This window comes from Mucilaginibacter ximonensis (assembly GCF_042686265.1).
GTDB classification, from domain to species: domain Bacteria; phylum Bacteroidota; class Bacteroidia; order Sphingobacteriales; family Sphingobacteriaceae; genus Mucilaginibacter; species Mucilaginibacter ximonensis.
The window spans coordinates 545,629-566,920 of record NZ_JBHUPD010000002.1; the positions used below are offsets into that span (position 1 = coordinate 545,629).

The window sequence follows — 21,292 nt, forward strand, 5'->3', positions numbered from 1 at the left end:
GGGAATGAAAATATCAGACATTATAGCATCAATAGGCGTAATTATTCTATTAATAGCTTTCTTGCTAAATTTATATAAGAAATTATCGGCTAATAGCAGGCCCTATTGCTTCATGAATTTTCTGGGAGCCGGGCTATGCTGTTATTCATCGTACCTGATCAGCTTCTACCCTTTTGTGGTACTTGAGGCTATTTGGGCATCGTTCGCAATATTGTCTTTCTTTAAAGTTCCACGTGGAACATAAGCTCACGAAGTTTAAATATTCGTAAGCTATATAAATAAATACAACGTTCCACGTGGAACGCTCAAAATATACAATTGTGAAAGTATAGTGTTCCACGTGGAACATGGAGGTTAAGATGTTTAAAAAATATGATATCATAGTAGTAGGCGCAGGCCATGCAGGTTGCGAGGCGGCAGCGGCGGCAGCTAATTTAGGCTCGTCTGTTTTGCTGATCACTATGAATATGGGCACTATTGCTCAAATGAGCTGCAACCCGGCAATGGGAGGTGTAGCTAAGGGCCAGATAGTACGGGAAATTGACGCTATAGGAGGATATTCTGGCATCATTACTGACAAATCTTCCATACAATTTAGGATGTTAAATCAGTCCAAAGGCCCTGCAATGTGGTCTCCACGGGCTCAAAGCGACCGTATGCGCTTTGCTGAAGAGTGGCGCTTAGCGCTAGAAAGAACCCCAAACGTTGATTTCTGGCAGGATACGGTAAGTTCGCTACTGATTGAAGGAAATGCTATAAAAGGTGTGCGTACTTCATTAGGGATGGAGATAGCCGCTGATGCGGTGGTATTAACTAATGGTACGTTTATGAATGGTATTATTCATATAGGCGAAAAAAAGTTTGGTGGCGGCCGTATGGCAGAAAAAGCTAGTAGTGGAATTACAGAGCAGTTAGTAACGCTTGGCTTTGAAGCCGGACGTATGAAAACCGGTACACCACCCCGTATTGACGGCCGCAGCTTAAACTACAGTTTGATGGAAGAACAATGGGGAGACGAGATTCGTGGGCGCTTTTCATATACCGAAGTTGAACAAATACAAGAACAACGCTGCTGTTGGATTACTTATACCAACACTAAAGTTCATGAAACTTTAAAGGAAGGATTCGAGAAATCGCCAATGTTTACAGGCAGGATTAAAGGCCTGGGCCCACGTTATTGCCCTTCAATTGAAGATAAAATTAACCGTTTTGCAGAGCGCGACCGTCATCAGATTTTTGTCGAACCGGAAGGATTAAATACTGTTGAGATTTATGTAAATGGTTTTTCAACCTCTTTACCTGAAGATGTGCAGTATAAAGCATTGACCCAAATACCAGGTTTTGAAAATGCAAAGATGTTCCGCCCGGGTTATGCTATAGAGTACGATTACTTCCCACCTACTCAATTGAGCTTAACTTTAGAAACTAAACTGATCAGCAATTTATACTTTGCCGGGCAGATAAATGGTACTACCGGATACGAAGAAGCAGCGTCACAAGGATTCATTGCAGGTATCAACGCACATCAAAAACTGAAAGATAAACATGAGCTGATTATGAAAAGATCAGAATCATATATCGGCGTTTTGATTGATGACCTGGTAACCAAAGGCACCGAAGAACCCTATCGTATGTTCACTTCAAGAGCTGAGCACCGTTTGTTATTGCGTCAGGACAATGCTGATATACGCCTGTCTCCTATTGGCCATGAACTGGGATTGATTAGCGATGAGCGTATGGATAAGGTAAATGATAAGATCAAAAATTCGGATGAGATTGTAGCTTATACCCGTAATCATTCCATCGATATAGCTGATGCAAATCCTTTATTAGAAGAATTAGGTACCAGCCCTGTGACACAGGCAGCCAGGGCTTTTAATTTGATCAGCAGGCCTCAGGTAAATATTCATGATTTGACCAGAGTAAGCGATGACTTTAAAACCTATCTTTCAAAATTTGATACAGAAACAATTGAGCAGGCTGAAATAAAAATCAAATACGAGAGTTATTTTGAAAAGGAAATGGACATCGTTGAGCGCATGAAAAAAATGGAAGATAAGGAGATCAATCCTGATTTTAATTATCACCAGATGCAATCACTATCAAAAGAAGCCCGGGAAAAGTTGATGAAGATCAAACCGCGTACATTGGGACAAGCGTCAAGAATTTCAGGGGTATCGCCATCTGATATTTCAGTTTTGATGGTCCATATTACTAAATAGTATATAAATAACTGTAAATCAATTAATTATAAAAATTTATATTTAAGACACTTTTTTAATTTTCAAATGATAATCTTCGTAAAAAATAAAAAGTGTCTTAAATCGCTTAAAAATGACGTCAAATAAAAAAAGGCTGTTTTCAACCCAAATTTTTCTGTTTGCTTTACTCACTTTATTAGTATATGGCTGTGCTGTACAACAAAGACCTCAAGGTGGGCCCAAAGACGTCGATCCGCCAAAATTATTAAAGGCCACACCGGCTAATTTGACGCACAATTTTAATGCAAAAGAAATTCGCCTTGATTTTGACGAGTATTTTAAATTGAACAACCAGTACCAGGAAGTCACCATGTTCCCGGTACCTGAAAAAATTCCGGAATATAAAATCCGCTCCAAAAGCCTGATCATTGACCTAAAAGACACGCTGCAAAAAAACACTACTTATGTGATAAATTTTGGTAAGGCAATCGGTGACGTGAATGAAAATAACATTCTTAAAAATTTTACCTATGTGTTTTCAACCGGCAATCATATAGACTCTCTAAGTATGGCTGGGAATGTAACGAACAATGAAACACAAAAACCGGAAAAAGATGCAACGGTAATGATTTTCACTTTAAAGCAAGACTCGCTGTTGTTTGGAAAAAAGAAACCAAGTATTTATACCAGTACCGATTCATCGGGTAATTTTAAGATATCCAACCTAAAGGAAGGCGTTTATAAAATTTATGCGCTGAAAGAAAAAGCGCCGGATAAAGTCTATAACAGCGACGATGAGCTGATAGCTTTCTCTACACATGTCATCAACTTTACCCATGATACTTCCACCATCGCATTAAAGTTGTTTAAACAAACACCAACTAAAATGCGCTTTGTCGAAAAGCAGTTTCAAAATGACGGTTCGATGCGCTTTATTTTTAACCGGCCGCTAATTAAACCAACGGTAAAGATTGTTTATCCTGACAATCTGGATGGCCAAAAGATTGTAGACTTCAGTAAAACAAAAGATACGGTGAGCATTTACTCGCCCAATATGAACTTTGATTCAGTGCGGTTTGCTTTTTTTGAAAACGGCAAACCCGCAGATACTACTTACCTGCGCAAAGGTTTAAAGGAAACATTTACGCGTACTATTTCGGCTAGGTACAATCTGAATAACCTTAGTGAACTAAGGCCAGGCGCCGATCTTAAGCTTTATACCAATATACCTATAGATTCTTTTGAACCGGGTTCTGTATCATTGAAAGAAGATTCTAACCTGGTAAAATTTACCATGACCAAGGACACAGGCGTAGCCGGCAAATCCCTGAATATTAAATATCCATTTAAACAAAAAGCAGCCTATCAAATTATATTAGAAGCCAATGCCTTAACCGACATATATGGCGACAAAAACAAAAGACAGCTAAAGAAATTTACTATCGCCAAACCTGAATCATTCACTAATCTGGCACTTACCATCAACGTACCTGAGCCAACAAAAAGCTACGTGGTGGAACTTTTAAATGAGCAGGGTAACCCTATCAGAAGCGATGTTATCACCAAGAAAACTGTTTTGAACTATCGCAATATTTATGTCGGAAAATTCTCATTACGAGTTATTTACGATGATAATAAAAATGGAAAATGGGATTCAGGAAGCATCAAAGAAAATCGTCAGCCAGAAAACATCTGGGTATATGATAAAACATTTATATTAAGACCCAATTGGGATACCGAAGAGACCATAGATGTTCCACGTGAAATAGTTACGCCTTAAACCAGCCCGAATACAAGAGGTAATTGTCGGGTAGTCTGTCTAACATACTTCGCTGCTCTTCTGTTAGCGGTTTAATTTTCCTGGCTGGACTGCCTGCATAAAGATAGCCTGACTCGCAAATAGTGCGTTCTAAAACCACTGAACCTGCACCTATAATAACATATTCTTCGACAACCGCATTGTCCATTACTATGGCGCCCATACCTACCAGGCTATGATCTTTTAACGTACAACCATGTACCAAAGCATTATGGCCTATAGATACATAATTACCAATATCAGTAGCCGCGCCATTATAAGTACAGTGAATTACAACACCATCCTGAATATTGGAGTTATTACCGATTCTTATATAATTGACATCGCCTCTAATAACGGCGTTAAACCAAACTGAACATTTATCGCCCATAACAACATCCCCCACTATAGTGGCATTTTCAGCTATAAAACAATCTTCGCCCCAGCTTGGGCTTTTATCTTTAACAGGCAGAATAACAGGCATATTGCTTTTACATATTTTTTACTAATTTAGATATACTACTTAACCTAACCTAAATGAAAAACATATTATTAATTTTTATATTGGCAATAGGCTGCAGCTCAAACTGCTGTGCGCAACAGTTCGAAACCATAAAACGGCCTACTTTTGAAAAACAAAAACCGTTGGTACTGATAAAGTTACCTGACCCTGGTCATAAGGAAATACCTTTTGAACAGGCTACACGGGTATTGGCAGATTCAGATATAGCCGAAATAAATGTAATTAAAGGTGAACAAGCTTTAAAATATTATGGTGAAAAGGGCAGCAAAGGTGTCATTATCCTTGCAATAATGAAAACCACGAATACATTTAACACCCATGCTCTATTAGATAAATTTCATGTAGCGAAAAAGAACCAGCGACTACCTGTTAAACTGGATAATATCACACTCGATAATCCATATGATTTATATTTCTCTGCTAGTAAAATAAAGTCAATATGGGTAATGAATGATAAACATGGTAAGCCGCAATTCATCAGTATAAATACTAAAACACCGCCAGTTAAACGACAAGCAGATAAAGTGTTTGATCAATTTCAGTTAACAGATTATAGGTTTGACAGAATGATGAAGTAACTAGGTTCTTAGCTAATGAAAAAATACTTTACAACTATAATTTTTTGCCTGTGCCTTATTCTAAAAAGCACGGCTCAGGTTAATTTAAATTCAGCCTGGAAAGAGGAACACCTTGATGTTAGCCCTATTTATATACTAAGTGTAAAAGGTCATCCAGATATTTATTTGGACGGAGTATTTACAGCGTATCTATCAACAATATCTCAAAGATCCATACAAAGCATGGAGGTATGGAAAGACAGTAAAAGCTCAGAAACATTTGGTAATAGAGGAAAAAATGGTGTAATTCATATAACTTTATACGATCGTAGCGTATTGCTTTTAACTAAGGACCTTTTAAAGAAATATCATGTAAAACAACGTAATCGCCACTTACCAATTTATGTCAATAAGATAGAGATACCAAACCCAAATAAGATTTATTTTGATTTGGCAGGCATCAAATCTGTAACCGTTGAAAATTATGAAGATACGAAACAACCTATCATAAACATAATTACCGACAGTACGAATTAAACTTTAAGCGAAAATAGCTCAGTTGGTAGAGCATCAGTTTCCCAAACTGAAGGTCGCGGGTTCAAATCCCGTTTTTCGCTCGACCCCACCCAACCTCCCCAAAGGAGAGGGCTTTTACTATAGGGTTGTTCGAGTATAACTTAAAGTCTCTCCGCCAACCGGCGGAAGATTTAGAGGGGTGTTAAAACACCGTATCCTCTAAAATAGCCTGATGCTCAGGATAATCTGTAGTATAATGCAAGCCTCTGCTTTCCTTACGCATCATGGCGGATTTTACAACGATGTAAGAAACTTGTATCAAATTACGCAGTTCGCAGAGCTTCACCGATAATTTGGTTTGTTTATAGAACGATTCAGTTTCTTCATATAATAAACCTAGCCGGCGCATAGCCCGTTCCAACCTGAAATCTGACCGGACAATGCCCACATAATCGCTCATTATCTTTTGCATTTCGCGTACATTGTGGGTAACCAGGATATCTTCGTTGGACAACTTTACACCATGCTCATCCCAATCCGGAATATTATCAGGAACTACAATACCGTCAAACCGGCTAATAGCATTTTTGTAAATACGGTGTGCAAAAACCAGGGCCTCTAATAATGAATTTGAAGCCAGACGGTTAGCGCCATGTAAACCGGTTGATGAACACTCGCCACATGCATATAACTGTCTGATTGATGAACGACCATCATGATCAACCATTACGCCACCACACATATAATGACAAGCGGGCGCAACCGGTATCATGTCTTTAGTAAGGTCAATACCTATATCCAGGCATTTAGCATAAATATTAGGGAAGTGTTTCAATATATCTTTTTTACTGCGATGACGAATATCCAGATAAACATAATCCTCTCCGGATTTTTTTATTTCTGCATCAATGGCACGGGCAACAATATCTCTGGGCGCCAATGATCCGCGTTCATCATATTCATACATAAACTCCTCGCCATTGGTACGCTTCAACACGCCACCAAAACCACGGACCGCTTCTGAAATTAAGAATGAAGGATAATCACCCGGATTATATAAAGCGGTCGGGTGAAACTGAATAAATTCCATATTCCTTACTTTTCCTTTAGCCCGATAAACCATCGCCACGCCGTCCCCGGTGGCAATGGTAGGATTAGTAGTAACCGAATAAATATGGCCGGCACCGCCAGATGCCATCACGGTAACTTTTGACAATATCTTTTCAACGTTGCCTGTATGGGTATTTAAAGCGTAGATACCATAACAAGTAATATCCGTAGACGACTTATCAACAAAAACGCCAAGATGATGCTGCGTTATCAAATCTACCGCAAAATAATGGGTCAGTATTTCAATGTTTGGGTTCTGGTGAATTTGCTCTAACAAAGCCCTTTCAATTTCAAAACCGGTAATATCTTTATAATGCAATACTCTAAATTCAGAGTGACCACCTTCTTTAGCCAGGTCATACAAGCCTTCGTTAGTCTTGTCGAAACTGGTTCCGTAGTCTATAATTTCATTAATGCGATCGGGTCCTTCTTTTACCACAATTTCCACAACTTCCTTATCACACAATCCATCGCCTGCTATTAAAGTGTCGTTGATATGTTTTTCAAACGAATCTTCTTTTTTATCCACAACCACGGCCACACCGCCCTGAGCATACTTAGTGTTAGATTCGTCTTCATTTGACTTTGTAACTATCAGTACCTTACCATGATTTGCAGCTTTAAGTGCAAAACTTAATCCAGCTATGCCGGAACCCACTACCAGAAAATCCACAGATTTGGACATGTTTTTCGTATTAGATGTGTAAAATTAATTTGTCTGTTAATAATAGCGTTCAAAGATGTTAATTTTGTGTAAGCAAAAAGCTAACAAGTATTTTTTTAGTGGATAACCTTACTTCTGAGTGATAATAGTAACAATTTTTGAGCGACTTTTGCGGCAGTTTAACATCGAAACTAACATTACAAATACTCAGAAAATATTAACAAATAACTTTTTAAAATAAAACTTGATTAACACAGCCTCCTAATAATCAGCATAATTATAAAATACGGATATAGGAAAAGCTGTTAATAAGTAACTAATAAAACATTTAAGCTACAAAAACGTCTACCAACTTTTACACATAACTAACACCCTAATAACAATAGTTTCTTTATTTAAATTAAAATAGTTGTTATTAATTGAATTGTTGAAATGGATATCTTCGAAGAAATAAATTTGAAAGGTTATGTCGATGAATATATCGACCCGACACTTGACCTTTTTGATGAAATTGAAAAACTCAAAAAAGAAAAAAATGCGGTTATATTGGCTCACTATTACCAGGAAGGCGACATACAAGATGTTGCAGACTATATTGGCGACAGTTTGGGATTATCACAACAAGCCGCAAAAACCGATGCCGATGTTATTGTTTTCGCCGGTGTGCACTTCATGGCCGAAACAGCCAAGATATTATCACCCACAAAAAAGGTACTCCTGCCAGACGTAAAAGCAGGTTGCTCATTGGCCGACAGCTGCCCGCCCCACTTGTTTAAAAAGTTTAAAGAGCAATACCCTGATCACCTGGTTATAACCTATGTAAATTGTACTGCCGAGTTAAAAGCTTTAAGTGATATTGTTTGTACATCCAGCAATGCTGTACAGATAGTGGAAAGTTTACCGGCAGATCAAAAAATCATTTTCGGCCCGGATAAAAACCTGGGTGCTTATGTAGCTAAGAAAACCGGGAGAGATTTGGTGTTATGGAATGGCGCCTGTATGGTGCACGAGATTTTTTCAAGAGAAAAAATAACCAAATTAAAAGAGCGTCACCCTGATGCCAGGATTTTAGCTCATCCTGAATGTGAAGATGTAATATTGGAGCTGGCCGATTACATTGGTTCAACAACCGGTATCCTTAAATATGCTACCAAAAGCGATGCTACAGAATTTATTGTAGCTACAGAGCCGGGTATTATTCACCAGATGGAGAAAGATAACCCGGGTAAAGTGTTTATACCCGCTCCGCCGAATAATAATTGCGCATGTAATGATTGTCCTCACATGAAACGCAACACGCTGGAGAAGCTTTATTTATGCCTTAAAAATGAAATGCCTGAAGTAACCGTTCCGGCAGATATTATTGAAAAAGCAGTAAAGCCTATTGAAAGAATGCTGGATATATCTGCCAAGCTGGGGCTTTAAGGTTCCCACACTTTAAAAACAGCGCATTAATAATATTAAATTGTAGAGACGCGATACTTTTGCGTCTCTTTTTTATGCAAATAGAACAGATGCTGCGTTTAGCAAACGGGCCATTTTTTATAAAAAAATTTCCGGCCTTCGGCCGTATTTATGGTTCAGGTTGCGCTGAATTTTAGTTTACCTTGACCTAGACTATCAGCCTTATGAGCCACTTTGATTGGAGCTGTTGAGATCTGGCCAACATAGATACTAGTTTTTTAGCATTAACGCCGGATATAAAAAAAAGGCCCGTGATAGTCTTTATCAACGGGCCTTTTCAAAATTTTGGGGGGCTTCGACCCTATTGTAAAATGATATTAATTGCCGGCGTCTATTTTAGCTTTTAAAGAAGCCTGAACACCTGAGGGTAAAGCAGTGAAGAAATGATAGCCTGTAGCCGTTTCAATACTGTTTACCGATGTAATATATGTTTTCCAGTCGGTGTTAATGCTATTGATATTGGGCGTGTTTATAGCAATAACACGAGTCGACGCACTAATACGCGACACGTCACCGTCGCCAACAGGCAGTATAACGGCTATTTTCCATACATTGCTTGGTACATTAACTCCGCTGGTCAATTTGTTAACAGTGCCGTTAGCGCTTATTGAACCAACACCGCCTGTACCGTAGCTGCCCATAATGATGTAAACCTCATTGCCTGCAAATACCTGGTCGCGCAGATAATTTTCTAAGCCGGCCCAGGTTTGTTGATTATTCTGTGGCGCCTGAGGGATCATATTGGTCATCAGAAAGGTAGATGAGTTGGCATCAACTGAACTGGTACGGTCGGCCGACGGACAGTTATGACCACGGTCAAAGCCAGAGCCGCTGTAGCTGTTGCTTTGTACAGCAAACCAGGTGGGGTCTAGACCGTTAAAGGCAGCAAAGTTATCTAAACGCGAAGTTGCATTGGTACAATTGCTTTTGTCAAGATGCCAGCTAACCCAGTTTGGTTCGTCGCGTACACTGTTATATGATTCAACGTAGTAGCCCTGGTTTAACAGGTAATTGGTATTGGCCGCTAAAGTAGCCAAAGCATCTGAAGGGTTACCTAACAGCAAGTTACTATTATCGCCGCTTGCCGGTGGAGCATCGGCACCTACGGTAACGCCGCGGGCAGCCGTACTTTTTGTCCCGGCGGTGTCAACCGGGTTTGTGTCCGGAACGCCAAGGCTAATACCCGGGTCGCCTGTACCAATGAAAGTGATGTCATCAAAATTGACGCGTGAGGAGGTATTTGTCGTTGTGTTTTTGATCTCGAATCTGACTTTACCGGTTACGGTAATTTTGAAAGTATCGGTTTTGAACGTGGTAGCGTTAGTTTCCTGAATGTCTGAGCCTACCTGGGTGTAAGTTTTGCCGGCATCCGTAGACATTAATAATTGCCAGGTTGAATTTGCATCAGTTCCATATTTAGCGTGGCTGATCACCAGGCTTTTTAAGCCGTTAATGTCAAAATTCATGTGGATATCGCCAACTTTTGATCTCACAGACCAGTTTCCATTTTTAACATCAGCAGACAGAGTTCCGATCAGTGCATTGTTAAGGTTCCATGAACCGGTATATAAAATAACGTCGGCGGCACTGTAACCTGTTTTGCTGCCTGCTTCAAAGTTTTCGGTAATGGTATAAGGTGTTGGCTGTGTGGTACCTGTAGTGCCGGTTGTTCCTGTAGTACCGGTTGTACCGGTAGGTGGTGCGCTGGTGTCGCTTTTCTTACAACCCGCAACAGTTATAACTGTCGCAAAAGCTGCGTACATAAGTAGTTTTCTTAATTTCATCAGTTAAAATTTTTGGTAAATATCGTTAACCTGTGTTAATTATGCATTAACAATTTAAACCACCATTAAAAATAATTAAAATGTTACACGGCAGCTTAAGTAACTTGTAGTTAAAACGCCTTGGTAACTAGTGCCAAACAAAGATACATAGGCCAATCTGTAAGGCAAATAATAGAGGTTGATTGTTTTATAGCGATTTACCCAAAAATGAACCGGGCTTTTGTATTTTTGTGGGAAAAATGATTTAACAGATTTATTTTGTGATTACACTGATTTAGGATGATCCGGGTAGTCGTAACAAAATCGGTGCAATCAAATCTAAAAATCGATGTAATCATCTAACTATGTTTGACAATAAAGAAAAAACCAATATAGAAGCCCTGGGCGAGTTTGGCCTGATTAACCATTTAACCAAAAACATTCAGCTGGTACAAAAAAGTACGCTCAAAGGTGTAGGTGATGATGCCGCCGTTCTTGATCCACAGGGTAAAAAAGTGCTGGTATCAACCGATATGTTGTTGGAAGGCATTCATTTTGACCTGGCTTATACCCCATTGAAACACCTGGGTTATAAAGCGGTGCAAGTTAATTTGAGTGATATTTATGCCATGAATGCCATTGCTACACAGGTTACGGTGTCTATCGGTTTATCGAGCCGCTTTCCTATCGAGGCTATTGAAGAAATTTATGAAGGCATTTACATAGCCTGCGAAAAATATGGAGTTGATGTGGTTGGCGGCGATACTACGGCGTCCAAACAGGGACTGGTAATAAGTGTAACCTCTATGGGGTATGCCAACCCGGAAGATATTACCTATCGCGATGGCGCACAGGAAGGCGACCTGATTTGTGTATCAGGCGATTTGGGTGGTGCTTATGTAGGCTTGCAATTACTGGAGCGCGAAAAACTGGTTTATCTGGAAAATCCAAACATTCAGCCCGATTTAGAAGGTAAGGATTACATTGTAGAGCGCCAGTTAAAACCAGAGGCGCGACGCGATATTGTGGAGCTGCTGAAAGATATTGATGTAAAACCAACTTCAATGATTGATGTTTCTGATGGCCTGGCCTCAGAAATTTTGCACATCTGTAAACAAAGTAATAAAGGCTGCAGCTTGTACGAGGAAAAAATACCCATTGACCCGATGACCTATGAAACTGCCCGCGAATTTGGCCTTGACCCTACGGTTTGCGCATTAAGTGGCGGCGAAGATTATGAATTATTATTCACCGTTAAGCAAGCCGATTACGAAAAAATAAAATTTAAAATGGATATTAGTATCATAGGCCACATTACTGAACCGGCATCGGGTTATAACCTTATTTCAAAATCGGGAAATGTGCATCCAATCACAGCGCAAGGCTGGAACGCTTTCCCAACAAATAATAGCGATCAAACCAACTCTTAAATATAACCGCGAAATAAATGAAAAAATCAATTTTTGCTGCCGCGATATTATTGTCAGTAATAGCCGCAAACGCCCAGAACAAAATACCTTTTAAATTCAGGTTATTGCCGAAGCACACTTACACGGTTGAAGGATTTACCAATATCGACTCGCGTATAAATACCCTTGGCCAGGGTAACGCCATGCCCAAAGGAGGCCAGGCACAAAAATTTGAAAACAAGGGCAATGTAACCATGTCTTATACCATTGCTACCGGCGCACCGGATGCTAAGGGGACATTCCCGTTCATTATTACCGTAAATAGCTTTTTGTCGAAAAATACAATTAACGGTAAAGAGCAGCCCGGCCCGCAAAACAACCCCGTAAAAGGAGCCCGAAGCCAGGGTACTATTACCGCCGACGGTAAAATGCACACCGAAACGATAACTTTTGTTACCGCAGACGAAAAAACTACCAAAGCCATTGTGAATATGCTTAATAAATTTGGCGACCAGATTCAATTTCCGGCGCGCGCTATGCGGGTGGGCGAAAGCTTCACGCAGGATAAACCATTTAACATGGCCAACGGCGGTAAAAATGTCGACATTAAAACTACGGTTACCTACACCTTGAAAGGCATTCAAGGCAACCTGGCTTTCTTTAACACCAAAGAAGTGATTGTAACTAATATAAACGCACAAAAAGGCGGCAGAAAAGCCGATGTTAAAACCAGCGGTACCGGTAAAGGAACAATGGTTTATGATATAGCAAACGGTTTTGCCGTTTCAAAGACAGATAACCTTACTACTCAAATGAACATGACTATGGGCACCATGAATATGGATATTAATGCCGTAGCTGCGGTATCCTACAAAGCTAAAATCAACGCAAATTAAAACTCAATAATCAAACCTTATCACAATGAAAAAGATTACAATTTTACTGGCTGTTATTTTAATCAGCGGCATAGCCAGTGCCCAAAAAACGGTACCCTTCAAAATCAGGTTTTTGCCGAAACATACCTATAAGATGACCAATAACATCGACATGGATATGAAAATGAAGCTGCCTGACAGCCTGGCAAAAGTTGCAAATATGCCACCTGATGGTATGAGTTTTAAAATGAAAATGTTTCAGGGGTTAAATACAAAAACAGGTGTTAAAGAAGCTGACGGCAGTTTTCCGTACGAGATGCAATATGATTCGGTTTATGCTAAAGCGAGCATGAATAACATGGAACAGCCGATGCCCTCAAGCATCAAAACAGGCGTGCTGATCAAAGGCAAATGCTCGGCCGATGGTAAAATGCATATTGATACTATGGCAAGTACCGACCCGCAAACGCAAAAAGCAGCAAAGGAGATGATCAATAAATTGATGGATCAGATCAAATTTCCGGATAAAGCAATGGCTGTAGGCGATTCGTTTACTCAAGACGTGCCATTCAATATGCCGCTCATGGGCCAAAATTCAGAAATGAATATGAAATGCACTTATAAGTTAACGGCCGTTAAAGGCAACCAGGCCTTTTTTGATATGGCGATGAAAATGAACATGGATATTGCCGATTTAAAAGCGGCAGGTAGCGGCATGAGTTTAAAAGGCGACGGACAAGGCTTAGGTAAAATGGTTTATCTGATTGATAAAAACTATGCGGTTAGCCAGACCGGCGATTTTGATATGCATATGGATATGTTAATGAGTACCATGAATATGCATATGGACATGAAAATGAAATACGACACCGCGGTAGCCATAAGCGCAAATTAAATTTGTTACCAGATAAAAAAAGCTTGATCGATATTATCGATCAAGCTTTTTTTATTGAGATATTTATTCCGTCACTTGCGGCAATTCGTCGGCATCTGCAACGTCCAGGTATTTTTGGTCGAGTTGTTTGCTGGTTTTGGCGCCCAGGTTTTTAATACGCTCGGCTGTTTTGGTAAGGTTGCCATTGCCGTCTGATAGTTTGTTCAACGCATTGTCATAGGCGGCCTGGCTTTGTTTAATGTTTTTGCCGATGCTCTCCATATCGTTTACAAACCCAACAAATTTGTCATACATCGAGCCGCTAAGCCGCGCTATTTCCATTACGTTGCGGTTTTGGCGCTCCTGTTTCCAGATACTGGCCACGGTGCGCAGGGTTGCCAGTAAGGTAGACGGACTAACAATTACAACCTGCCTCTCCCAGGCATAACTAAAAATTTCGGCATCTATCTGCACCGCAAAACTAAACGAAGCTTCGATGGGGATAAATAGCATTACAAAATCAGGCGAATTAAGCCCGTCTAAGCCATGATAGTTTTTTGAGCTAAGATTATTAACATGGCTGCGGATTGACTCGACATGGGCTTTAGAAAACAGCTTCCGATCATCTTCTGTCTCACAGTTAACCAACTGCTCATAGGCTGTTAATGATACCTTTGAATCGACAATTAAATGTTTGCCATCAGGCAGGTCAATAATTACATCCGGCTGAAAACGCGAGCCGTCTCCACCGGTAACACTTGCCTGCAGGCGATACTCCTGATCCTTAATTAAGCCGGAGCGTTCTAACACCCGCTCCAGGATCACCTCGCCCCAATTGCCTTGTTTTTTATTGTCGCCTTTTAAGGCCTTGGTAAGGTTTTGCGCATCGTCGCTGATTTGGCGGTTCTGCTCCATCAATTGGCTGATCACCCCTTTCATGGTGTTACGGTCTGCAGCCTCCATGTTATATACTTTGTCAACCTTATCCTCAAATGCTTTCAGATTTTCTTTCAGCGGGCTCAGGATGGTATCCAGGTTATTGCGGTTAACGTCAATAAACTCTTTTGATTTTTCTTTCAGCAGTTTCTCTGCTACGTTTTCAAACTCTTTCTGAAATTTTTGCTGGATATCTTGTATGGTTTGTTCCTGCTCACTCAAACGTTCACGCTGAGCCTTGAAAGCCTCTTCGGCTTTGGCCATCCTGTTTTTTTCAGCAACTAATTGCTGATTTAAATCGGCAACCGCAGCATCATAGCGTTCGCGCTCGTCCTGTAACAGGCGGTCGGCTTTGTCGCGCTCTAAACCAAAGTTCAATGCGCGTTCTTCAGCCTTAGCCAACGCTATGTTAAGGGATGTATTCTCATTTTTTAAACGTGCAAACTCTTCCGCGGATACTCCGTCGGCAGCAGCTGGCTTTTTCAAAAACAACAATACAGAAATTAACAGAATAACCAGACTGGCAACTAAGACGGCTACAATCATTTTGATAAAAATATTAGCAAAAACGAAGGTAGGGAAAAATTTAGTATGCTAAAAAAATTTAACAGGAAGATTCACGTCCACGTAATCGTGAGCGTAACGTGACGAAATTTTGATTAGGAGTTTCTTAATGCTTTTTCTTAGCTGGCTTGGTGTGTGTGGTGTCCACAAGCGGGTCATCTACATCGTGCCCATCTGTGCTGGTATCCGTCCCGGCGGTTGATTGCGCGAAAGGAGCTGCCGAGCCATTGATGGTATCAGATGCTCCGGACGATCCATGGTTGGAACCGGTATCCGGCTTGTCGTCGCCCGTTTTCTTTTGGGCGCTGTTACAGGCGATGCATAATGTTAACGCAGAGATGATAAGAGTGACGCCTAACTTTTTCATGTCAACAAATTTGTCGAAGTAACAATCAGGGTGCGCGCAGGTTTTAACTATTGCGCTTTTTCTACGCGTAGGCCTACGTCGCTTACTTCTTTGAGCGGATTGTCGCGCATATTTTGCTCTATCTGAAAAGTATAAGTGCCCTTGCCCGGGAATTTATACTTTTGCCTGAATGGTATCTGGAAACTATATAAATTGCCAGAGCCCTCGCCCAGCCATTCGCCATCTGGGTTAGCCAGTTTAAATTCAAGTCGGGTTGTCTGGATTTTATGATCGGGGCCGGTTTGATGTACCAGTACGAAGATGTTCGAATAACGATAATCGGCTGTAACGCGCAGGTTCAGGTACAAGTTATAGGCCCGCTGCTCGTCGTCAATTTTAACAACCCCCGTAATCTTATTATTATAAGCCCAGTTATTATTGGTTAATTCGGTATTTTGGTCAATAACCGCCGCTGGGTCAGAACAACCCGACCATAACATCGTCGTACCTGTTAATAAAACCGCGAATAAATATTTCAGCGTGCTTTTCATGACTTATTGATTCGCCGGTTCGCCGCCACCTTGTTTTCCTTCGCCACCGTTACCTCGTTTGCGGTTTCTGTTTCTATTGCGATTACGGTTGCCGTTGCCTTGTGCCCCCTCTCCTCGTGGTTGGCCTTGTGGGCCGCCATTTGGCTGTTGCGGGCTACCCTCGCCTTTATGGCGCTGTTGCTGCTGCTGTGGTTTTTGTTGCTGCCCGCCGCTTTGTTTTACAGGAGCAGCACCGCTTTCCGGGCGCGGCGGTTTGGGCCCGGCATTTTGTGGTCGTGCGCCCTGTTGCTGTGGCTGTCCGCCGCTCTGTTTGTTTTTATTGCGATTCTTGTTTTTCTTACGATTTCGCTCATCTAAACGGGTTAAGCTATCCTGACCAACTACATTTTCATAATCAAGCGCTTTTGCCGGAATTTCGTCCTCTTCGTCGTCAGTAAAAATCACCAGGTCTTCAGGGAAGACACCTTCTTTATTCAGCTTCTGGATCTCGCGCACCCTTTCCAGCGGTACAGGTATCCATGACTCCTCGCCAGGGTAACTAAACCACATTTGCTTTTTAAATATGTCTGTCTTTTGCAAACGGGCGTCGCCTTTTTTGGTTTTTAGCACGTTTACATTATCGGGAATGTGCTTCAGCGCATCCATATAAGTATCCAGCTCATAATTTAAACAACATTTCAATTTACCGCACTGGCCGGCAAGTTTCAACGTGTTTAATGATAGGTTTTGATAACGTGCCGCCGATGTCGATACGGTTTTAAAATCAGTTAACCAGGTTGAGCAGCAAAGCTCCCTGCCGCACGAACCAATGCCGCCCAAACGGCTGGCCTCCTGGCGCATGCCTATCTGGCGCATCTCAATACGGATGCGGAAACTCTCTGCCATTTTTTTGATCAGCTCACGAAAATCTACCCTGCCCTCGGCTGTATAGTAAAATGTCGCCTTGGTTTTGTCGGCCTGATAATCAACATCGCTTAATTTCATGGACAGGTTTAGGCTTAACGCCAGCTTGCGCGCGCTGTGCATGGTTTCCCATTCCATGTCTTTGGCGGCTTTCCATTTGTCCACATCTGCCGGCGTGGCGCGGCGATAGATTTTTTTCAGCACGTCTTCTTCCTTAACCCGGCGGCGGGTTAGCTGCATGCGCACCAATTCGCCGGTTAATGATACGTGACCAATGTCATAACCACCGGTAGCGGTTTCCACCACCACCAGATCGCCATTTTCTATGTATAAGTTATCGTTATTTAGAAAAAACTCTTTACGGGAGCCTTTAAATTTTATTTCAACGATGTTAAAAGGTTTATAATTTACAGGCATATCCATTTGCGACAGCCAATCGTAAACGTCTAATTTACTGCAACCGTTGGTAAGGCATGAGCCATTACTTTTGCAGCCTGCCGGTGCGCATCCGCCACCGGTTGAACAACTTCCACATCCCATAATTTAGTTTGATATATATTGATTCCCTTGCGGGCTTGATTTAAGTTTTAAAAAACCCATAATTTGTAAAGATACATCTAAAAATAAAATTTTTGGATTTGCATTTCGCTCTACATGATAGTGGGCCTTTTCCAGTTCGGCTATTATAGCCTGGTTCATTTCAATATTCATGATGCTGCTCAATTTTTGTGCAGTATCCAGTTCGCCGGCAGGTAAATGCACCAACTCGCCGGCTCCGGCTATCAGCAGGCAGCACTCGCGCACAAAGCTGATACCATAGCGCAAAAAATTCTTTTGGTTCTCGCGGCCCATTTTTGATAATTGGTCAACAAAGCTTACCATTTCAATGCCTTTGTTCCCAAAGCAGAGGCGCAGCCATTGCACAAACAGGCTGTGATAACTTTTGTCGTCCTGCTGCATCATCAGCACAGCATCGGTAAAATTACCATTACTCAGATAGGCCAGCTCGGCTGCCGCTTTTTCAGTTTGGTTGTAATTGATGATAAGCTCGTTATAAATATCATCATAAGTCAGCGCAGGCACTTTAACCAGTTGTGTGCGCGACAAAATAGTATTCAGTATCTGGTCCTGATTTTGAGCCACGAGCAAAAACAATGTGTTGGGCTGTGGCTCTTCGATGATCTTTAAAAGCGAGTTTCCTTCTTTATCCAGGTATTCAGGCAGCCACAAAATCAGAATTTTATATTCAGATTCAAATGGTTTAAAGCTCAGTTTTTTAATAATCTGGTGACACTCTGCAATGTTAATGTTAGCTTGCTTATTCTCGGCATCCAGGTAACTGCGCCAGATATCCAGGCTAAGATATGGTGTTGCCAACAAGGCTTCGCGCCAATGGTCAATGAATGTTATTGCCGTATCGTCTTTATGCTTTGCGAAAAAAGGATAGGAAAAATGCAGATCGGGGTGCGCCAGTTTCTGGTATTTACGGCATGATGAACACTCGCCGCAAGAATCTTCAGGCTGCTGATCTAAACAAGAAAGGTACTGTGCATAGGCAATCGCCAATGCTAAACTTCCTGATCCCTCGGGGCCTAAAAATAATTGCGCGTGGCTAACCCGGTTTTCTTTCACCGTGTTAATTAACCGCTGTTTTACGGCGGCTTGCCCAACTATCTGTTTAAACTGCATTGGTGCAAATTAGCAATTTGATTTGAGATATGGCACAAATGGCCCGCCGACGTATATTTTTTACAATATTATGCCCTCTTGAACCCTCGCTGTAAAGGAGACCTATATAAAAAGTCAGAAGCCTTACCTACCAGGGGAGATTTAGCGGCGCTGGTGATCCCAAAAAACAAAACCCCGGTTAAAAAAACAGGGGTTTTGCAAAACTATATAGGTGTGAAAATATTATTGGCCTTGCGATGCTTGCTGCTTCATTTGGTCGTTAGCTACAATTACAATCTCTACACGGCGGTTTTGCGCCCTGCCTGATGCGGTGGCGTTGCTGGCTATCGGCTCTGTCGAGCCTTTACCCATTGTGGTTAAACGCGAGCCGCTTACGTTGTCGGCCGTTAAGTAGGATTTTACAGCTTGTGCCCTGCGTATAGACAAATCCATGTTATGATCGGCAGTGCCCGTGGTATCTGTATGGCCTATGATAGTAATGTTTGTTTGCGGGTTGTTTTGCAAAGAGGCGGCCAATTTATCCAGGTTTGATCTGGCTGCGGCCTTAAGATCTGTTTTGTCGACATCAAACAAAATGCCCGAGTCAAATTTTACTAAGATCCCTTCTCCTTGCCTGACTACTGTGGCGCCGGGTACGGTTTGCTTAATTTCGGCTGCTTGTTTATCCATTTTATGACCGATTAAAGCTCCTGCAGTACCACCCACAGCGCCACCAATAATTGCACCTAAGGCGGTGTTACCGGCACTATGGCCAATTAAAGCGCCAATTGTACCGCCGGCGCCTGCCCCGATGGCGGCGCCTTTTTGTGTTTTATTTAGTGAATTGCAACCCGTGCCTAAAATACTTAGGGCTAAACCGACTGCAATCACGCCGCTCTTAATTCCTGTTGTTTTCATAAACGTTATCGTGTGTATTTTGATGATAATATGACAAAGCAGATGCCAAGATAACAACCAAATGTGGCAATCGCCGAAAAGTAAAAAAACAACAACCGGTAAGACAATTTTTTAATATGAAGGAAAAGGGCGCATTAAACAGCAGGCAAATGGCCGCCTAATTTTTAGTACACCACTTTGTTTTTACGTATACTGAAGCGCAATATCTGCCAGGCCAGCTCGGCACTTGCCAGTGCGGTTAAAGCAAACAAGGCCGGTTTTATGGTTTCTGCCGATGATGAGAAAGCGCCGCCTAATGCCGCAAAATAAACAACTGCCGGCAAGGTCAAAGCCAGGCACAAACCGGTGGTATTGAGTGGTATTTTAAACGGACGTTGCATCTGAGGCTGCGTGCGCCGAAGTTTGATGAGCGAAATATATTCTAAGGATAAACCGGCGCCGTAAACGGTAACGTCGATGATAAGCAGATCTGCAAATGTCCACAATATCATCAGGCTCACTATTACTGAGCAAATGATGATAGATACATAAGGTGTTTGAAAACGAGTGTGTAATTTATTGAGACGGGCGGGCAAAAGGCTATCCTCAGACATCACCTGCGGCACGCGCGATACAGAAAGCAGCACCGCTGCATAAATGCCTAATGTGCTGGCCATACCGCCAAGCGCAATTAACGCCCCCAGCCAATGGCCGCCAATTAATTCGCCAAGGGCCGGAAATCCTTTCTCTGTCAAAACAGCCGGGCTGATTCCGGAAAGTTGAGCTAACCATATCACCAGGAAATAAATCACAATGACCATTGCAAAGGCAATTAAGGTAGACGTCAGGTACGATTTTACCGGATTCTCCACCTCCTCCGCATACGTCGTTGTATTGTCCCAGCCCAGACAGTTCCACATTACCGTGTATAGGGCCATTCCCAACGAAGGAAATGCCACCTGTTTTAACGAGGGCGACGGAATAAACAACCCGCCGCTATGATGAAAAAAGAATAAACCAAATAGAATCAGGAACGGCGTAAGCACGGCCGCCCCCAAAAACAGCGATACCCGCCCTACGGGCACAATGCCCAAAATGTTTAAGCCTGCAGATGCCCATATAATTACAAGGCATACCGGTATTTTATACGCTTGCAGACCGGGGAAGAAAAATGAAGCGTATTCTACAAACAAAACCGGGTAAATGGCTAAATCGACAAAAGTATAGAGCCAGGTCCACCATCCTTCATAAAACCCCCAGCGAACGCCTAGGGCATATTTAACCCATTTGTAATAACCGCCGGTTACGGGCATCATGCTGTTGAGCTCAAGTACAGTAAAAATAGCGGGTAGATCCCATAATATCGGAGTTATTAGCAATACCAATAAGGCGCCATGCTGGCCGGCATAGTCCAGCAATGGCTCCAGCCCGTACGGACCACCTGAGACGGTAAAAAATATAACCGCTATTAATTGTATCGGGCGAATTTTTTTTAGGTATCTGGATGTTGACATGCTGGTGTAAAAATATTGTTTTGTAGCGAATTGCTTCAACACCAACTTGCGATAGTTTTACAACTAATTCTACAATCGCTTAAACCATTAGTTAAATTCCGGGGCAAACAAACTTTCAGCTTTTCATCGTAAAAAACTTTTTACAAAGCTGGTTATCCA

Annotated in this window: 19 protein-coding genes and 1 tRNA gene; 10 read left to right on the forward strand and 10 right to left on the reverse strand. The window is 41.7% G+C overall.

Going from position 1 to position 21,292, the window contains the following annotated elements:
* Positions 1-4: 4 nt before the first annotated feature.
* The 3 genes from ACFS5N_RS19690 to ACFS5N_RS09955 all read left to right on the forward strand — a co-directional run bounded on the left by ACFS5N_RS19690 (position 5) and on the right by ACFS5N_RS09955 (position 3,981).
* Positions 5-244, forward strand: a complete 240-nt coding sequence (locus ACFS5N_RS19690) for a CBU_0592 family membrane protein (protein WP_449289010.1) — start codon at positions 5-7, stop codon at positions 242-244.
* Positions 245-359: 115 nt separating this feature from the next.
* A complete protein-coding gene (gene mnmG, locus ACFS5N_RS09950) occupies positions 360-2,222 on the forward strand; it encodes a tRNA uridine-5-carboxymethylaminomethyl(34) synthesis enzyme MnmG (protein WP_377184864.1) in 1,863 nt (620 codons plus the stop codon).
* Between the two features lie 112 nt (positions 2,223-2,334).
* Positions 2,335-3,981: an Ig-like domain-containing protein gene (locus ACFS5N_RS09955; RefSeq protein ID WP_377184866.1), complete on the forward strand. Its 1,647-nt coding sequence runs from the start codon at positions 2,335-2,337 to the stop codon at positions 3,979-3,981.
* Here the strand turns inward: ACFS5N_RS09955 and ACFS5N_RS09960 are convergent.
* A complete protein-coding gene (locus ACFS5N_RS09960) occupies positions 3,971-4,483 on the reverse strand; it encodes a gamma carbonic anhydrase family protein (protein WP_377184868.1) in 513 nt (170 codons plus the stop codon). The genes ACFS5N_RS09955 and ACFS5N_RS09960 overlap by 11 nt on opposite strands.
* Before the next feature lie 53 nt (positions 4,484-4,536).
* Here ACFS5N_RS09960 and ACFS5N_RS09965 point away from each other — a divergent pair, with 53 nt between their 5' ends.
* From ACFS5N_RS09965 to ACFS5N_RS09975, 3 genes are all read left to right on the forward strand, one after another.
* Positions 4,537-5,100 carry a hypothetical protein gene (locus ACFS5N_RS09965; RefSeq protein WP_377184870.1) on the forward strand — a complete coding sequence of 188 codons (564 nt, stop codon included), beginning with the start codon at positions 4,537-4,539 and terminating at the stop codon, positions 5,098-5,100.
* A 15-nt stretch (positions 5,101-5,115) separates the two neighbouring features.
* On the forward strand, positions 5,116-5,616 hold the full coding sequence (locus ACFS5N_RS09970) for a hypothetical protein (protein ID WP_377184872.1): 501 nt from the start codon (positions 5,116-5,118) through the stop codon (positions 5,614-5,616).
* 7 nt (positions 5,617-5,623) lie between these two features.
* A tRNA-Gly gene (locus tag ACFS5N_RS09975) sits at positions 5,624-5,696 on the forward strand.
* A 101-nt stretch (positions 5,697-5,797) separates the two neighbouring features.
* On the opposite strand, the gene nadB is transcribed toward ACFS5N_RS09975, so the two are convergent.
* Entirely contained in the window at positions 5,798-7,390 is a 1,593-nt protein-coding gene (gene nadB / locus ACFS5N_RS09980; RefSeq protein ID WP_377184874.1) for an L-aspartate oxidase, read from the reverse strand.
* Between the two features lie 411 nt (positions 7,391-7,801).
* On the opposite strand from nadB, the gene nadA reads away from it, so the two are divergent.
* Positions 7,802-8,794, forward strand: a complete 993-nt coding sequence (nadA, locus tag ACFS5N_RS09985) for a quinolinate synthase NadA (protein WP_377184876.1) — start codon at positions 7,802-7,804, stop codon at positions 8,792-8,794.
* A gap of 356 nt (positions 8,795-9,150) precedes the next feature.
* Here the strand turns inward: nadA and ACFS5N_RS09990 are convergent, their stop codons facing one another.
* Positions 9,151-10,617, reverse strand: a complete 1,467-nt coding sequence (locus ACFS5N_RS09990; protein WP_377184878.1) for a DNA/RNA non-specific endonuclease — start codon at positions 10,615-10,617, stop codon at positions 9,151-9,153.
* A 344-nt stretch (positions 10,618-10,961) separates the two neighbouring features.
* Between ACFS5N_RS09990 and thiL the strand changes: the two genes are divergently transcribed.
* The 3 genes from thiL to ACFS5N_RS10005 are packed head-to-tail and all read left to right on the forward strand — an operon-like array spanning position 10,962 to position 13,775.
* Positions 10,962-12,026 (forward strand): thiamine-phosphate kinase, encoded by a 1,065-nt coding sequence (thiL, locus tag ACFS5N_RS09995; protein WP_377184880.1) that lies wholly within the window; start codon positions 10,962-10,964, stop codon positions 12,024-12,026.
* Between the two features lie 17 nt (positions 12,027-12,043).
* Entirely contained in the window at positions 12,044-12,901 is an 858-nt protein-coding gene (locus ACFS5N_RS10000) for a hypothetical protein (protein ID WP_377184882.1), read from the forward strand.
* Between the two features lie 25 nt (positions 12,902-12,926).
* Positions 12,927-13,775: a hypothetical protein gene (locus ACFS5N_RS10005; RefSeq protein WP_377184884.1), complete on the forward strand. Its 849-nt coding sequence runs from the start codon at positions 12,927-12,929 to the stop codon at positions 13,773-13,775.
* A gap of 63 nt (positions 13,776-13,838) precedes the next feature.
* On the opposite strand, the gene rmuC is transcribed toward ACFS5N_RS10005, so the two are convergent.
* From rmuC to ACFS5N_RS10040, 7 genes are all read right to left on the reverse strand, one after another.
* A complete protein-coding gene (gene rmuC / locus ACFS5N_RS10010; protein WP_377184886.1) occupies positions 13,839-15,236 on the reverse strand; it encodes a DNA recombination protein RmuC in 1,398 nt (465 codons plus the stop codon).
* Positions 15,237-15,360: 124 nt separating this feature from the next.
* The gene (locus tag ACFS5N_RS10015; RefSeq protein ID WP_377184888.1) at positions 15,361-15,621 is read right to left on the reverse strand and encodes a hypothetical protein; all 261 of its coding nucleotides are present in this window, start codon (positions 15,619-15,621) and stop codon (positions 15,361-15,363) included.
* A 47-nt stretch (positions 15,622-15,668) separates the two neighbouring features.
* Complete coding sequence (locus ACFS5N_RS10020; RefSeq protein ID WP_377184890.1) at positions 15,669-16,151, reverse strand: gliding motility lipoprotein GldH; 483 nt, start codon at positions 16,149-16,151, stop codon at positions 15,669-15,671.
* Positions 16,152-16,154: 3 nt separating this feature from the next.
* Positions 16,155-17,594, reverse strand: coding sequence for a PSP1 domain-containing protein (locus ACFS5N_RS10025; protein ID WP_377184892.1), 1,440 nt, complete (start codon positions 17,592-17,594; stop codon positions 16,155-16,157).
* A 3-nt stretch (positions 17,595-17,597) separates the two neighbouring features.
* On the reverse strand, positions 17,598-18,743 hold the full coding sequence (locus ACFS5N_RS10030) for a DNA polymerase III subunit (protein WP_377184894.1): 1,146 nt from the start codon (positions 18,741-18,743) through the stop codon (positions 17,598-17,600).
* A gap of 222 nt (positions 18,744-18,965) precedes the next feature.
* On the reverse strand, positions 18,966-19,640 hold the full coding sequence (locus ACFS5N_RS10035) for an OmpA family protein (RefSeq protein ID WP_377184896.1): 675 nt from the start codon (positions 19,638-19,640) through the stop codon (positions 18,966-18,968).
* A 164-nt stretch (positions 19,641-19,804) separates the two neighbouring features.
* Positions 19,805-21,133 (reverse strand): APC family permease, encoded by a 1,329-nt coding sequence (locus tag ACFS5N_RS10040; protein ID WP_377184898.1) that lies wholly within the window; start codon positions 21,131-21,133, stop codon positions 19,805-19,807.
* Positions 21,134-21,292 lie beyond the last annotated feature (159 nt).

What these genes read in the sequence shown, in the direction of transcription:
- ACFS5N_RS10015 (WP_377184888.1), bottom strand. Translation starts at nt 15,621, where the DNA reads ATGAAAAAGTTAGGCGTCACTCTTATCATCTCTGCGTTAACATTATGC.
- nadB (WP_377184874.1), bottom strand. Translation starts at nt 7,390, where the DNA reads ATGTCCAAATCTGTGGATTTTCTGGTAGTGGGTTCCGGCATAGCTGGA.
- ACFS5N_RS09960 (WP_377184868.1), bottom strand. Translation starts at nt 4,483, where the DNA reads ATGCCTGTTATTCTGCCTGTTAAAGATAAAAGCCCAAGCTGGGGCGAA.
- ACFS5N_RS10035 (WP_377184896.1), bottom strand. Translation starts at nt 19,640, where the DNA reads ATGAAAACAACAGGAATTAAGAGCGGCGTGATTGCAGTCGGTTTAGCC.
- ACFS5N_RS09990 (WP_377184878.1), bottom strand. Translation starts at nt 10,617, where the DNA reads ATGAAATTAAGAAAACTACTTATGTACGCAGCTTTTGCGACAGTTATA.
- ACFS5N_RS10040 (WP_377184898.1), bottom strand. Translation starts at nt 21,133, where the DNA reads ATGTCAACATCCAGATACCTAAAAAAAATTCGCCCGATACAATTAATA.
- ACFS5N_RS19690 (WP_449289010.1), top strand. Translation starts at nt 5, where the DNA reads ATGAAAATATCAGACATTATAGCATCAATAGGCGTAATTATTCTATTA.
- rmuC (WP_377184886.1), bottom strand. Translation starts at nt 15,236, where the DNA reads ATGATTGTAGCCGTCTTAGTTGCCAGTCTGGTTATTCTGTTAATTTCT.
- ACFS5N_RS10000 (WP_377184882.1), top strand. Translation starts at nt 12,044, where the DNA reads ATGAAAAAATCAATTTTTGCTGCCGCGATATTATTGTCAGTAATAGCC.
- ACFS5N_RS10020 (WP_377184890.1), bottom strand. Translation starts at nt 16,151, where the DNA reads ATGAAAAGCACGCTGAAATATTTATTCGCGGTTTTATTAACAGGTACG.
- thiL (WP_377184880.1), top strand. Translation starts at nt 10,962, where the DNA reads ATGTTTGACAATAAAGAAAAAACCAATATAGAAGCCCTGGGCGAGTTT.
- ACFS5N_RS10030 (WP_377184894.1), bottom strand. Translation starts at nt 18,743, where the DNA reads ATGCAGTTTAAACAGATAGTTGGGCAAGCCGCCGTAAAACAGCGGTTA.
- nadA (WP_377184876.1), top strand. Translation starts at nt 7,802, where the DNA reads ATGGATATCTTCGAAGAAATAAATTTGAAAGGTTATGTCGATGAATAT.
- ACFS5N_RS10005 (WP_377184884.1), top strand. Translation starts at nt 12,927, where the DNA reads ATGAAAAAGATTACAATTTTACTGGCTGTTATTTTAATCAGCGGCATA.
- ACFS5N_RS09970 (WP_377184872.1), top strand. Translation starts at nt 5,116, where the DNA reads ATGAAAAAATACTTTACAACTATAATTTTTTGCCTGTGCCTTATTCTA.
- ACFS5N_RS09965 (WP_377184870.1), top strand. Translation starts at nt 4,537, where the DNA reads ATGAAAAACATATTATTAATTTTTATATTGGCAATAGGCTGCAGCTCA.
- ACFS5N_RS09955 (WP_377184866.1), top strand. Translation starts at nt 2,335, where the DNA reads ATGACGTCAAATAAAAAAAGGCTGTTTTCAACCCAAATTTTTCTGTTT.
- mnmG (WP_377184864.1), top strand. Translation starts at nt 360, where the DNA reads ATGTTTAAAAAATATGATATCATAGTAGTAGGCGCAGGCCATGCAGGT.
- ACFS5N_RS10025 (WP_377184892.1), bottom strand. Translation starts at nt 17,594, where the DNA reads ATGGGATGTGGAAGTTGTTCAACCGGTGGCGGATGCGCACCGGCAGGC.